The organism is Pseudomonas sp. NPDC087342 (assembly GCF_044744265.1).
In the GTDB taxonomy this organism is placed as follows: domain Bacteria; phylum Pseudomonadota; class Gammaproteobacteria; order Pseudomonadales; family Pseudomonadaceae; genus Aquipseudomonas; species Aquipseudomonas nunensis.
Genome location: NZ_JBIUXZ010000030.1, coordinates 61,632 through 75,197, shown reverse-complemented (window position 1 = coordinate 75,197; position 13,566 = coordinate 61,632). Strand labels below are relative to the sequence as shown.

Annotated in this window: 15 protein-coding genes; 5 read left to right on the top strand and 10 right to left on the bottom strand. The window is 59.7% G+C overall.

The annotated features are described in order from the left end of the window. Positions 1–293: RNA pyrophosphohydrolase (locus tag ACIOYV_RS30580; RefSeq protein WP_401329831.1), on the bottom strand; the 293-nt coding region annotated here is incomplete at its 3' end. Between the two features lie 143 nt (positions 294–436). On the opposite strand from ACIOYV_RS30580, the gene ACIOYV_RS30575 reads away from it, so the two are divergent. Beyond that, positions 437–1,093, top strand: coding sequence for an HAD family hydrolase (locus ACIOYV_RS30575; protein ID WP_401329828.1), 657 nt, complete (start codon positions 437–439; stop codon positions 1,091–1,093). Positions 1,094–1,187: 94 nt separating this feature from the next. On the opposite strand, the gene ACIOYV_RS30570 is transcribed toward ACIOYV_RS30575, so the two are convergent. Next, entirely contained in the window at positions 1,188–1,613 is a 426-nt protein-coding gene (locus ACIOYV_RS30570) for a DUF2269 family protein (RefSeq protein ID WP_401329826.1), read from the bottom strand. A gap of 39 nt (positions 1,614–1,652) precedes the next feature. After that, on the bottom strand, positions 1,653–3,167 hold the full coding sequence (ilvA, locus tag ACIOYV_RS30565; RefSeq protein ID WP_054044516.1) for a threonine ammonia-lyase, biosynthetic: 1,515 nt from the start codon (positions 3,165–3,167) through the stop codon (positions 1,653–1,655). A gap of 315 nt (positions 3,168–3,482) precedes the next feature. Here ilvA and rpiA point away from each other — a divergent pair, with 315 nt between their 5' ends. Beyond that, on the top strand, positions 3,483–4,154 hold the full coding sequence (gene rpiA / locus ACIOYV_RS30560) for a ribose-5-phosphate isomerase RpiA (RefSeq protein ID WP_123509777.1): 672 nt from the start codon (positions 3,483–3,485) through the stop codon (positions 4,152–4,154). 120 nt (positions 4,155–4,274) lie between these two features. On the opposite strand, the gene ACIOYV_RS30555 is transcribed toward rpiA, so the two are convergent. The 4 genes from ACIOYV_RS30555 to ACIOYV_RS30540 form a co-directional block, all read right to left on the bottom strand. Further along, the gene (locus tag ACIOYV_RS30555) at positions 4,275–5,192 is read right to left on the bottom strand and encodes an SdiA-regulated domain-containing protein (protein ID WP_401329823.1); all 918 of its coding nucleotides are present in this window, start codon (positions 5,190–5,192) and stop codon (positions 4,275–4,277) included. Positions 5,193–5,369: 177 nt separating this feature from the next. Then, complete coding sequence (locus ACIOYV_RS30550) at positions 5,370–6,299, bottom strand: SdiA-regulated domain-containing protein (RefSeq protein ID WP_054044522.1); 930 nt, start codon at positions 6,297–6,299, stop codon at positions 5,370–5,372. Between the two features lie 266 nt (positions 6,300–6,565). Next, positions 6,566–7,231 (bottom strand): fumarylacetoacetate hydrolase family protein, encoded by a 666-nt coding sequence (locus ACIOYV_RS30545; RefSeq protein WP_054044524.1) that lies wholly within the window; start codon positions 7,229–7,231, stop codon positions 6,566–6,568. A gap of 38 nt (positions 7,232–7,269) precedes the next feature. Then, positions 7,270–8,664 (bottom strand): FAD-binding oxidoreductase, encoded by a 1,395-nt coding sequence (locus ACIOYV_RS30540; protein WP_054044526.1) that lies wholly within the window; start codon positions 8,662–8,664, stop codon positions 7,270–7,272. Between the two features lie 204 nt (positions 8,665–8,868). Between ACIOYV_RS30540 and serA the strand changes: the two genes are divergently transcribed. Next, positions 8,869–10,098, top strand: coding sequence for a phosphoglycerate dehydrogenase (gene serA, locus ACIOYV_RS30535; RefSeq protein ID WP_054044528.1), 1,230 nt, complete (start codon positions 8,869–8,871; stop codon positions 10,096–10,098). Positions 10,099–10,219: 121 nt separating this feature from the next. Here serA and ACIOYV_RS30530 read toward each other — a convergent pair whose 3' ends face one another. Continuing rightward, positions 10,220–10,645 (bottom strand): DUF4399 domain-containing protein, encoded by a 426-nt coding sequence (locus ACIOYV_RS30530; protein ID WP_401329818.1) that lies wholly within the window; start codon positions 10,643–10,645, stop codon positions 10,220–10,222. A 135-nt stretch (positions 10,646–10,780) separates the two neighbouring features. Here ACIOYV_RS30530 and ACIOYV_RS30525 point away from each other — a divergent pair, with 135 nt between their 5' ends. Then, entirely contained in the window at positions 10,781–11,365 is a 585-nt protein-coding gene (locus ACIOYV_RS30525) for a transporter substrate-binding domain-containing protein (RefSeq protein WP_401329815.1), read from the top strand. Between the two features lie 130 nt (positions 11,366–11,495). On the opposite strand, the gene ACIOYV_RS30520 is transcribed toward ACIOYV_RS30525, so the two are convergent. Then, positions 11,496–11,981: a DUF523 domain-containing protein gene (locus ACIOYV_RS30520; RefSeq protein WP_401329812.1), complete on the bottom strand. Its 486-nt coding sequence runs from the start codon at positions 11,979–11,981 to the stop codon at positions 11,496–11,498. Positions 11,982–11,983: 2 nt separating this feature from the next. Next, positions 11,984–12,616, bottom strand: a complete 633-nt coding sequence (locus ACIOYV_RS30515; RefSeq protein WP_123597438.1) for a 2OG-Fe(II) oxygenase — start codon at positions 12,614–12,616, stop codon at positions 11,984–11,986. A 108-nt stretch (positions 12,617–12,724) separates the two neighbouring features. Here ACIOYV_RS30515 and ACIOYV_RS30510 point away from each other — a divergent pair, with 108 nt between their 5' ends. Then, positions 12,725–13,468, top strand: a complete 744-nt coding sequence (locus ACIOYV_RS30510) for a DUF2059 domain-containing protein (protein WP_401329809.1) — start codon at positions 12,725–12,727, stop codon at positions 13,466–13,468. Positions 13,469–13,566: the final 98 nt, after the last annotated feature.

Sequence of the window (13,566 nt, the reverse complement as noted above, 5' to 3'; positions counted from 1 at the left end):
TTCTGTTTCTGGCCGATGCACAGCGGTTGGCTGTGGGTACGGACCAGACGTTGCGGCAAACGATAGCGCAACCAGCCCCGGGTGCAGGCGAGAATTTCAACATCTTCGCGCTCCAGGCCGACTTCTTCGTTCAACTCGCGGTACAAGGCGTCTTCCGGCGTCTCCTGGGGGTTGATCCCTCCCTGTGGAAACTGCCAGGCATCTTGATTGATACGGCGAGCCCATAGCACCTGGCCGGCATCATTCGTGAGAATGATCCCGACATTGGGGCGGAAACCATCGGGGTCGATCACGGCAACAACCTCGCAAACGCATGTCGCCGCATTGTTCCACAAAGGTTGTGAAGGCAGCAACGAGCCGGCCCACCTTATGTGCACTCTTGTGAAAAGTACGTATTCTGGGGACCTTTCTACAGACTTTTCAGCGAGTAACTGCAATGCGGCTGGCTTTATTCGACTTGGACAACACGCTTTTGGGCGGTGACAGTGACCACGCTTGGGGCGATTACCTGTGCGAACGCGGCTTTCTCGATGCCGTGACCTACAAGGCACGCAACGACGAGTTCTATCAGGACTACCTGGCGGGCAAGCTGGATAACGCCGAATACCTGAACTTCTGCCTGGAAATTCTCGGCCGCACCGAGATGGCCACCCTCGATCAATGGCATCGGGACTACATGCGCGACTGCATCGAGCCGATCGTACTACCCAAGGCCCTTGAACTGCTGGCCAAGCACCGCGAAGCCGGCGACAAACTGGTGATCATCACCGCCACCAACCGCTTCGTCACCGGGCCAATTGCCCGGCGCCTGGGCGTTGAAACCCTGATCGCCACCGAATGCGAAATAGTCGACGGCCGCTACAGCGGGCGCAGCACCGACGTTCCGTGCTTCAAGGAAGGCAAGGTCACGCGGCTGAATCGTTGGCTGGAAGAGACCGGGTATTCGCTGGAAGACAGTTATTTCTATAGCGATTCGATGAATGATTTGCCGCTGCTGGAGCAGGTGGCGAATCCGGTGGCTGTGGACCCTGATCCAAATTTACGTGCCGAAGCCGAGAAGCGTGGCTGGCCGGTGATGTCTCTGCGCGATTGAAATCCCCTTCGCGGGCAAGCCTCGCTCCCACAAGGACGGCATAATCCTGTAGGAGCGAGGCTTGCCCGCGAAGGGGTCACCTCGGTCTTAAGCCCTAAACCGGCTTGGCGCCCATCAACCCCGCAATCGCGATCAAGCAGACAAAACTGAACAACGCCAACGCAAAGGTAAATTTCCCCACGCCACCCGGCGCCGTGCGCAGCTTGTTAAGACGCACCAGCAACCAGAACCACGCCAGCGCCGCCACGGTGTACAGCACGCTCGACGCCAGAATCCACGTCTGCCCCAGCGGCCAGCCCACCAGATGCACCATCCACCAACCGGTGAACGGCATGCTCAGCAACGCCAGGCCCATCAGCAACCAGACAAACACTCGCGGCCGTTGCAACGTACGACTTCCCGCCGTCGCATCACCCTTGCGCCGCGCAAGTCCGACCCATATCGCCAGACCCAGGGCGCTGGCCAGCAGCAATACCGTTGCCACCACATGCGCCACTTTCAGGGCGGTTAACGTTTCCATGGTTCGATTTCCTTATGACGTGCCCATCAGCGTAGCCGCTCAGCCGAGAAACAGTTTGTAGGCCGGGTTGTCGCTTTCATCCCAGTACGGGTAGCCGATTTCTTCCAGTGCTGCGGGCACCAGATGACGTTCATCGTGAGGCACTTGCAGGCCGGCGACCACACGCCCATCCGCGGCGCCATGGTTGCGGTAGTGGAACATCGAGATGTTCCAGCGCCCGCCCAGCTTATTAAGGAAGTTGAACAGCGCGCCCGGACGCTCCGGAAATTCGAAACGCAAAATCACTTCATCGACCACGTGCGCCGCGCGACCACCGACCATGTGGCGGATGTGCAGCTTGGCCAGTTCGTTGTCGGTCAGGTCCAGCACCGGGAAACCTTGCTCGCTGAGGCTGGCGATCAGCGCACTGCGCGGGTCGTTGTCCGGGTGCGTCTGCACGCCAACGAAGATGTGCGCTTCGCTACCGGTGTTGTAGCGGTAGTTGAACTCGGTGATCTGGCGTTTGCCGATGGCTTCGCAGAACGCCTTGAAGCTGCCCGGTTTCTCCGGGATGGTCACGGCAATGATGGCTTCGCGACCTTCACCCAGTTCGGCGCGTTCGGCGACATGGCGCAAGCGATCGAAGTTGACGTTGGCGCCGGAGTCGATGGCCACGAAGGTGTGACCGGTGACGCCATTCAGGTCGACGTACTTTTTGATCCCGGCCACGCCGAGAGCGCCGGCAGGCTCGGTGATCGAGCGGGTATCGTCGTAGATATCCTTGATCGCCGCGCAGATTTCATCGGTGCTGACGGTGATCACTTCATCGACGTAGTCTTTGCAGATATCGAAGGTGTGCTGGCCGATCTGCGCCACTGCCACGCCATCGGCAAAGATGCCCACGGTCGGCAGAATCACCCGCTCGCCAGCCGCCATCGCAGCTTGCAGGCAATTGGAATCGTCCGGCTCGACGCCGATGATCTTGATTTCCGGACGCAGGTATTTCACGTACGCCGCGATGCCGGCGATCAAACCGCCGCCGCCCACCGGGACGAAAATCGCATCGAGACGGCCAGGGTGCTGGCGCAGAATCTCCATGGCCACCGTGCCCTGCCCGGCAATGGTGTGGGGATCGTCATACGGGTGGATGTAGACGTAGCCTTTTTCGTCGACCAGTTTCAGCGAGTAGGCCAGGGCTTCCGGGAACGAATCGCCGTGCAGCACCACTTTGCCGCCACGCGAGCGCACGCCTTCGACTTTGATTTCCGGGGTGGTCTTGGGCATGACGATGGTCGCTTTCACGCCCAACACCTTGGCCGCCAGGGCCAGGCCCTGCGCATGGTTGCCCGCCGAGGCGGTGACCACGCCGCGCGCACGTTCTTCATCGCTCAACTGGGTCAGCTTGTTGTAAGCGCCGCGAATCTTGAACGAGAACACCGGCTGCAAGTCTTCGCGCTTGAGCCAAATACTGTTGCCCAGCCGCTCGGAGAGCTGGCGAGCAGTCTGCAACGGGGTTTCTACGGCAACGTCATAAACGCGCGAGGTGAGGATCTTTTTGACGTACTGTTCGAGCATCGGAAAGCATCACTGAGCGGGTTGGGCAGGGCCAAGGAGTCTAACCCGGCTTTCGGGCGGGCGACCACACTAAACAGGTGGTTTTAGCCTCCCCGGATCGGATCATGGACCTGTAGGAGCGAGGCTTGCCCGCGAAGGGGCCGTGAGATCCAGCATAAATGTTGGCAGTTGGATCGCTTTCGCGGGCAAGCCTCGCTCCTACAGGTAGCGGTCGCAAGGAATGCTCGCGGCCTGCCAATCGGCCAATGACCTTCCCCGCCCCGAAGCCTATAATGCCGGCCTTTCCGTTCTCCCCTTGCCCGCTTCGGAGCCCGCATGACCCAGGATCAACTCAAACAGGCAGTGGCCCAGGCCGCCGTCGACTTCATCCTTCCGAAACTCGACGACAAGAGCGTCGTCGGTGTCGGCACCGGCTCCACTGCCAACTGCTTCATCGATGCACTGGCCAAGCACAAGGGTGCGTTCGATGGCGCCGTCGCCAGTTCCGAAGCCACCGCCGCGCGCCTGAAGGGCCACGGGATTCCGGTGTATGAGCTGAACACCGTCAGCGATCTGGAGTTCTACGTCGACGGCGCCGATGAAAGCGACGCGCACCTGAACCTGATCAAGGGCGGCGGCGCAGCCCTGACCCGCGAGAAGATCGTCGCGGCCGTGGCCAAGACGTTCATCTGCATCGCCGACGGCAGCAAACTGGTGCCGGTGCTCGGCGCGTTCCCGCTGCCGGTGGAAGTGATCCCGATGGCCCGCAGCCACGTGGCCCGTGAGTTGGTGAAACTGGGCGGCGACCCGGTTTACCGTGAAGGCGTACTGACCGACAACGGCAACATCATCCTCGACGTGTTCAACATGCAGATCACCAACCCGGTGGAGCTGGAGACGCAGATCAATGCGATCGTCGGCGTGGTCACCAATGGTTTGTTCGCGGCGCGTCCGGCGGATTTGCTGTTGTTGGGGACTAGCGAAGGCGTCAAAACCCTCAAGGCCTGACGCATTACCCCTGTAGGAGCGAAGCTTGCTCGCGAAGAGGGCGTAACAGTCGACTGAGATGTTGAATGTTATGGCCTCTTCGCGAGCAAGCTTCGCTCCTACAGGGAATAACGATGTTGGTCAGGGTTGTGTGGGCTTTTTGAAGGTGTAGAACAGGTTCGGTTCGCTCACCAGGTACAGCGTGCCGTCGTCATCCATCGCAATCCCTTCCGCCTGCGGCACAGTCTTTTGCAGGCCCTGGCGCCCCTTGTTCAGGGACATCGTGCTCAGCGGTCGCCCATCCACATCCAGTTCCATGATCAGCCGTGACTCGTCGGACAGCGCCATCAAGTGGCCGCTGCGCTCATCGTATTGCAGGCTCGACAGGTCCCGCACAAACATCCCGGCATCGCGCTTGGGGTTGTTGACCACATGCACGGCGTAGGATTTTTCCGGGTTGTAATGGGGGAAGCCCTGCACTTCGTAGATCAGCATCGGGTCGCGCTCCTTGGCGACAAACAGGCGCTTGCCCACCGAGTCGTACGCCAGGCCTTCGAAACCCTTGTTGCCGCTCATGTGCACACCGAGGGTCATCTGTTCCGCGTCGGCGGCGTCGAGGAACGTGGTGTCCTTCTCCAGATGAATCTTGATCAGGCGCTGCTGGCTTTCATCGGTGACCACGTAGGTGTCGGCGCTAATGAACTCCACCGCTTCCGGGTCGCCGAAGCCGATCAGAGAAATCCGCCGCAAGATCTTGCCATCCAGTGAAAGCTCAATCAGTTCGGCATTTTTGTTGGTCACCGTGAACAGGCTCTTGCGCACCGGATCGTAGGTCAGCGCCGAGACGTCATCGTCCAGCCCATCGATCACTTGCGCCTCAATCACCACCCGATACTGGTCCAGGCCAATGGAATGCTCACCTGCCGGCTGCCATAGCGTGTGCATATTGAACCAGGCGCGCTCGAACAGGCGCAGGTACTGGCCGAGCGCGACGAGCACGATCAACGCAATCACCGACAGGATCAAAATCAGGGGTTTGGGACGGGCAAGTCGACGCATTCAGGCAGGCTCGAAAACAGGGCGGGCGGATGAAATACCACGGCCATCTGAATTCAAGCTTAATGGCCAGTGGCCTTCGACCACAACTGTGGGAGCGCGCCTGCTGGCGATGGCGACCTCAAGGACGCCTTCGCCGGCAAGCCGTACTCCTACAGGTGTGTTTCGTGAAGCGAACGGTTACTTCTGTTTTTCGAAGCGATAAAACAGATTCGGCTCGCTGACCATGTACAACGTGCCCGCTTCGTCCATGGTCACGCCTTCAGCGCGGGGAATGGTTTTCTTCAGGCCGTTGAAACCGCCCAGCAGGGTCATGAAGCTGACTTGCTCGCCCTTCTCGTCCAGTTCCAGCAACAGGTGCGAGTCGGCGGACAGCACCAGGGTGTGGCCAGTGCGCGGGTCGATGGCGAGGGCCGACAGGTTGCGGATGTCCAGTTCGTTACTGGTGAGTTTCTGCTTGTCACCCTTGAGAGTCTGGCTGCCATCGCTTTTCCAGCTGAACAGCGCTGGCGGGCGCTCTTCACCCAGCAGCAGTTGCTGGTTGCGCGGATCCCAGACGATGGCTTCGAACGCCTTGTTCTGGTCTTTCGACGGGCCCAGGTCGTATTTCGGAAAGTCTTCGCGGCGTAGTTCGCGAGTGGAGGCATCGACCTTGATGATCGACAACATGTGCTCACGCTCATCGGTGATGGCGATCAAGCCATTGCCCATGGTCGTCACGCCTTCCGGGTTGGTCCAGCCCACCAGCGGCATCTTGCGCAACACCTCGCCCTGCAGGGTCAGTTCGACCAGGAACGGGTTTTTGCCCATGACCGAGAACAGGGTTTTGGTCTGCGGGTCGTAAGACAGATCCGAAGCCTCGTCCTTTTCCATGCCCGGCAGCAACTTGGCATCGATCACCGCCCGGTAATCCGGGAGCCAGACGCTCTGCTGACGCTCGGCCGGGGTTTCCAGACGCTCGCGCAACCAAAGCACGCCGCGGTCGTCCCAATGCATGGCAAACGCCAGGCCGTAACCCGCCGCAATCACCAGCAACAGCCAGTAATACCAGCGCATCAGGAATCGTGGACGACGAGGGGTTTGCAGAGTCGGGAGCGGTTGCGTGGCCATCAGGGGATGCGTTCCAGAAATTCAGGCTAAGGGTAATAGCACAAACGAGCAGGCTCAGACGCCAGGAACCGCGGAATTATCCAGACAGAATGTGAAAAAAACGGGAAATGGCGGGAAAGCCATGTGCGATCACAAAACCTGAGATCACAAAACCTACTGTGGGAGCGAGCTTGCTCGCGATAGCGGTCTATCAGTCAACATCTATGTCGACTGACACGGCCTCATCGCGAGCAAGCTCGCTCCCACAGGGTTTAGCGGTGTTGCGGTTAGCGAACGCTGCTGGTGAAGCTGCTGGCGCCCGGCAATTCCAGCACGATCTCATCACCGACATTCAGCGGGCCAACGCCCACCGGCGTACCGGTCAGGATCACGTCCCCAGCCTGCAGCGAGAAGCAGCCGGCCATGTACTGGATCATCGGCACGATCGGGTTGAGCATGTCCTTGCTGTTGCCATCCTGGCGGACTTCGCCGTTGATGGTCAGGCGAATGCCGATGTCGGTCAGGTCTGCAAAAGTGCTGCCAACCACGAACGGTGCAATCACTGCCGCGCCATCAAACGACTTGGCGATTTCCCACGGCAGGCCCTTGGCTTTCAGTTCGGACTGCTTGTCCCGCAGGGTCAGGTCCAGGGCCGGGGCGAAACCGGAGATCGCATCCAGCACTTCTTCGCGGCTCGGCTTGGTCGACAGCGGCTTGCCGATCAACACGGCGATTTCCGCTTCGTAGTGCACCCCGCCACGTTCGGTCGGAATGGCAAAACCGCCTTCCAGCGGCACCACGCAACTGCCCGGCTTGATGAACAGCAACGGCTCGGTCGGGACCGGGTTATCCAGTTCCTTGGCGTGCTCGGCATAGTTACGGCCGATGCACACCACTTTCCCCAGCGGGAAGTGAATACGCGTACCGTCGACATACTGGTGCTGATAGCTCATTACCGACTCCTGCCTGGTGAATTCGTGAAGTTCGCGGCTCACACCGCGAAGATTTTGCCCGGGTTCATGATGCCGTTCGGGTCGAACACTGCCTTGACGGCTTTCATGTACTCGATCTCAACCGGCGAGCGGCTATAGGTCAAGTAATCACGCTTGGTCATGCCCACGCCGTGTTCGGCGGAAATCGAACCGTTGTACTTCTCGACGGTTTCGAACACCCATTTGTTCACCGTAGCGCACTTGGCAAAGAACTCATCCTTGCTCAGGTTTTCCGGCTTGAGGATGTTCAAGTGCAGGTTGCCGTCGCCGATGTGGCCGAACCAGACGATTTCGAAGTCCGGGTAGTGTTCGCCGACGATCGCGTCGATTTCCTTCAGGAACGCCGGGACTTTCGATACGGTGACCGAAATGTCGTTTTTGTACGGCGTCCAGTGGGAGATGGTTTCGGAGATGTACTCGCGCAGCTTCCACAGGTTCTGCAGCTGGGTTTCGCTCTGGCTCATCACACCGTCCAGCACCCAGCCCTGCTCGACACAGTGCTCGAAAGTTTCCAGGGCGTGGTTGGCCACTTCTTCCGTGGTCGCTTCGAATTCCAGCAGCGCGTAGAACGGGCAATCGGTTTCGAACGGCGCCGGTACATCGCCGCGGCCCATGACTTTAGCCAGGGCTTTGTCGGAGAAGAATTCGAACGCGGTCAGGTCGAGTTTGCTTTGGAAGGCGTGCAATACCGGCATGATCGAGTCGAAATCGGTGGTGCCGAGGACCATGGCGGTGAGGTTTTTCGGCGCTCGGTCGAGGCGCATGGTGGCTTCAACGACAAAACCGAGGGTGCCTTCCGCGCCGATGAACAGCTGACGCAGGTCGTAGCCGGTGGCGTTCTTGATCAGGTCGCGGTTCAGTTCCAGCACATCGCCCTTGCCGGTGACGACTTTCATGCCGGCCACCCAGTTGCGGGTCATGCCGTAGCGAATCACCTTGATCCCGCCGGCATTGGTGCCGATATTGCCGCCAATCTGGCTCGAACCGGCGGAAGCGAAGTCCACCGGGTAGTACAGGCCTTTCTCTTCAGCGACGTTCTGCAAATGCTCGGTAACCACGCCTGGCTGACAAACAGCGGTGCGATCGGTGAGGTTCACATCGAGAATCTGGTTCATGTAGTCGAACGACACGACCACTTCGCCATTCGCGGCCACGGCAGCGGCGGACAGCCCGGTACGACCGCCGGACGGCACCAGCGCAACCTTGTGCGCGTTGGCCCAGCGCACGATGGCCTGGACTTGCTCGGTGGTCTTGGGAAACACGATGGCCGTAGGGGCCGGGGCGAAATGCTTGGTCCAATCCTTACCGTAAGCATTCAGGGAGTCGGCATCGGTCAGCACCTTGCCAGGCTCAACCAGGGTCTTCAGCTCTTCAATCAGGGCAGGATTGGTCATCGACAGAACTCTCGAACAATTCATGGTCATCCTGAGAACGCTTCACGTCGCAGGAATGAGTGTTTAGCGGGGTGCGTATGCTAGCATACCGACCCCGCAGAGTAGTGCCCAAGGGCTATTCTGCGGTGACGGCTTTCTTGCCGTCCGGGTCAGCGTCTGCTGGCTATTTCCTGCCATTTTTCTCCGGGATACAGGTTTACGCAGATGAGCAAGACTTCTCTCGATAAGAGCAAGATCAAGTTCCTTCTTCTCGAAGGCGTCCACCAATCGGCTGTCGACGTTCTCAAGTCGGCGGGCTACACCAGCATCGAGTACCTCACGGGTTCTCTGCCGGAAGCCCAGCTGAAGGAAAAGATCGCTGATGCGCACTTCATCGGCATTCGCTCCCGCACTCAACTGACCGAAGAGATCTTCGATCACGCGAAGAAGCTCGTGGCTGTAGGGTGTTTCTGCATCGGCACCAACCAGGTTGACCTGAACGCTGCCCGCGAACGCGGTATCGCGGTGTTCAACGCGCCGTACTCCAACACTCGCTCCGTGGCTGAGCTGGTGCTGGCCGAAGCGATCCTGTTGTTGCGCGGCATCCCTGAGAAGAACGCTTCCTGCCACCGTGGCGGATGGATCAAGAGCGCGGCCAATTCCTTCGAAATCCGTGGCAAGAAGCTCGGCATCGTCGGTTACGGCTCGATCGGTACGCAGCTGTCGGTCCTGGCGGAAGGCCTGGGCATGCAGGTGTACTTCTACGACACCGTGACCAAGCTGCCATTGGGCAACGCGACTCAGGTCGGCAGCCTGACCGATCTGCTGGGCATGTCTGACATCGTCACCCTGCACGTTCCGGAAACCGCCGCCACCCAGTGGATGATCGGCGAGAAGGAAATCCGCGCCATCAAGAAGGGCGGCATCCTGATCAACGCCGCTCGCGGCACCGTGGTTGAACTGCAAGCCCTGGCCGACGCGATCAAGGACAAGCACCTGATCGGCGCCGCAATCGACGTATTCCCGGTGGAGCCACGCTCCAACGACGAAGAGTTCGAAAGCCCGCTGCGTGGCCTGGACAACGTGATCCTGACCCCGCACATCGGTGGTTCCACCGCTGAAGCGCAAGCCAACATCGGTCTGGAAGTGGCAGAGAAACTGGTCAAGTACAGCGACAACGGTACATCCGTATCGTCGGTGAACTTCCCGGAAGTAGCCCTGCCGGCTCACCCTGGCAAGCACCGTCTGCTGCACATCCACGAGAACATCCCGGGTGTGATGAGCGAGATCAACAAGGTCTTCGCCGAAAACGGTATCAACATCTCCGGTCAGTTCCTGCAGACCAACGAGAAAGTCGGCTACGTGGTTATCGACGTCGATGCCGACTACTCGGAAATCGCCCAAGAGAAACTGCAGCACATCAACGGCACCATTCGTTGCCGGGTCTTATTCTAAGACAGCGGCAAGCGGCAAGTTTCAAGCGGCAAGTTGAGTTGGCTTTTGCTTTAACTTAAGGCTTGCAGCTTGGAGCTTGCCGCTATAAAAAAAGGGAGCCCCCGAAAGGGGCTCCCTTTTTTTATTTAACGTTGACGGTGATCTTCTTCGAAACGATCGGTGGATCGAACGGCATGTGGCCGCTGTCACCCAGTTCCAGTTGCAAGGTGTGCTTGCCCGGGGTCAGTTTGATTTCGGCCTGGGTCTGCGCCTTGCCGAAGTGCATGTGGTTGGCGTCCAGCGGAATCGGCGCGCCGGCGGCTGGCAATTCTTTTACATCAATCAGCAAATGGTGATGACCCGTGTTTTTGGTGACGTCGCCAGCCGGGGCGAGGGCCACGTCCTTGACACCGAACTTGACGGTGAAGGTTTCCGGGACAGTGGCGCCGTCTTCGGGAGATACGATGAACACTTCCGCACCTTTAGGCGCCGGAGTCGCGGCGCTGGCCAGCACCGACACACCCATCAACAGGCCAGCCAATGCTGCTCGTGGCATAAACGTTTTCATTCTCTTCTCCAGTTTTTCCGTAAAATCCGCGTGGCCGAGACAACTTAACGGCCATTCGTTGTCGAAGGACCTCGACAACCATAGCAAAGCGAGCCTGAACCAGAGCATCGCGATAATGAATTCAAAGGAGTGACCATGCGTTTTTTGCCTGGCCTGATCTGCCTGCTACCCCTTTTGAGCCCTTTGGCTCATGCCGAATTGATTGACGATGTATTTGACCGCGGCGAATTGCGTATTGCTCTTGAGGCTAATACACCGCCCTTCAATTTCAAGGACGACGGCAAACTGACCGGGTTCGAAGTCGAGCTGGGACAACTGCTGGCCAACGAACTGGATGTGCGCGCCGACTTCGTCGTCACCGACACCAGCGATCTGCTGCCAGGCGTTGAAACCGGCAAGTACGACGTGGCGATCAACCACATAGCAATGACCGCGGATCTGAAGGATCGTTTCGACTTCAGCGAACCCTACAGCCACACCGATGCGCAATTGATCGTGCAGAAAGAAGAGCCGCAGTCGATGCTGCTGGTGCAGTCGCTGAAGGCAGCGGTGCCGAAGGAGAGTCAGCCGGTGACCCTGGCAATTCCGTTCCAGAAAGGCAACCCGGCTTTCCACGCCAGCCTCGACAACGCGTTGCAGCGGATCAAGGCAGATGGCCGATTGGAAGCGTTGACGCAGAAGTGGTTTGGGGCGGATACGAGTGTGGAGCCCAAGCCCTGATTCCGGGCTGATGAATAACCCCTGTGGGAGCGAGCTTGCTCGCGATGAGACCCTGTCAGTTGGTAGAGATGTCGCCTGACAGACCGCTATCGCGAGCAAGCTCGCTCCCACAGTTGTTCAGTTCAAGGCGTTAGTTCAGGGCTGCCAGGGCCTCTGCGGCTTGCCGCAACTCCAGCTCACTGAACACTTTCACCCCATGACGCTTGAGCAACGCTGCCGTCACCCCTTCGCCACTGACCTTCACACCGCTGAAGCTGCCGTCATAGGTCAGTAGGTTCCCGCACGACGGACTGTTGGCCTTCAACACTGCAATCCGGATGCCGTGCTTCTGCACCAGCTCCAACGCCTGATAAGCCCCCGACAAAAACGCCGCACTGACGTCCTCACCCTCGGTAGTGATCACCGGCGCCTGGCCATCCAGCACTTGCCCGCCCTGCCCGCCCGGAATCTCCGCCGCCGCCCTCGGCGTCGGCAAGCCACCCGCCACTTCCGGGCATAACGGCACGACCCGGCCCTCGGCGATCCATTGGTCCAGCAGATCAAACGGCCCGCTCGCGCCGCCGTCGTAACGTACGCGATGGCCCAGCAGGCAGCGGCTCACCAGAATCTTGTGCATGATCAGAACGGCTCGTTACCGCGACGGCGGAACCAACCGGTCAACGACAGGCGATCCCGGGTGGCGGGCAGGACTTCGTGGGGCACTTCGCCCGACAGGAACACCACCAGGCAACCGCCGGTGGGCACCACATTGTGTTCGACGCCGTTCTTGAGGTACATGCGCAGTTCGCCGCCGTGTTCGGGCAGCCAGGCGTCGTTGAGGTAGATCACCGCCGAGACCATGCGTCGGTCGTCGTCGCGGAAACGGTCCACATGCTTGAGGTAGAACGCGCCGGGCGGGTACAGGGCGAAATGGCTCTCGAAATCTTCCAGGCCGAGGAACAACCCGCGATTCATCGCCTCGCGCAGGCTGTCCATCAAGCTCAGGTAACTGTCACAGGCCTCGGTTTCGCCGGGTTCGAGCCACTGGATGTGATCACCCCGGATGCCTTCGCGAATCTCCGAAGTCGGCCCGCGCCCTACCGCCGCCGGGGCCAATTCACCCTCGGCCGCACGTTTACGGCACTCAGCCGCCAGTTCCCGGGTCAGACCCAGAGGCAGGAAAATATTCTGCTGCGACCAGCCCTGTTCGGCCAAGTCGTCGACGATACGTAACAGCAGCGGGTGATCAGAGGGTATTTGCATGGCGCGCATAGTATTCCTGTGCCCACAAATCCGACAGAGCCGCGCAGCGGGCTGATACGAATTCTCGACAAGTTCTTGTACCGCACGGAGAATAGTCGCCTGCCGACAGGAGTCCCTATGCGCCGTTTGCTTTTTTCACTGTTGATGTTCTGTGTTTTGCCCGCTTGGGCAGACGGCCACGACCAGTTGTACAAGGTCGCCGGTTGGCCAGATCAACGCGCGCATTTCAACGACGCCCTCTCCGCCGCCCAGCAGCGCTACCAGAACAGCCTGCCGCCCGCCGTGTTTCAAGCCCTGGTGAACAACAGCAACCAGCGCTTCGCCCCCCAGGCCATGGACCAGCGCGCCGAAGCGCAACTGCGCAAGACCCTCGCCGACCCGAAACCGGCTCTCACTTTCTTTCAAACACCACTGGGCAAGAAAATCGTCGCCGCCGAATTACTGGCGACCCGCCGCGATCAACTGGCGAAAAACGCCAAGGGCTTGCCCAAGATTGAAGCCAGCGACACTCGCCTGCTGATCATCGGCCATCTGGCCCAGGCATTGCCCGCTCGCGAAGCCGGTGCAGAAGTGACCCTGGCGATTGCTGGCGTCGCGGCGGACAGCTTGAGTTCGATGATTCCCGGGCTGCTCGGTGGCGGTCAGGCACCGGGGATGTTGAATGGTCAGCGCCAGCGCCTGATGGATCAAATCGGCGCCGACCTCAACAACACGCTGCTCTACGTGTATCGCGACTTGTCGGATACCGAACTGGAAGAATTCGCCACGTTTGCCGAGTCGGCGGAAGGCAAGGCGTATTACCAGGCAGCGCTGGCGGCGATTCGGGCGGGGTTGGCGGTGGGGCAGACGAACCTTCAGTAATTTCGGCGCCTGATAAATCGCCTTCGCGGGCAAGCCTCGCTCCTACAGGGGTATGCATTCCAAATGTAGGAGCGAGGCTTGCCCGCGAAGAGGCCCTA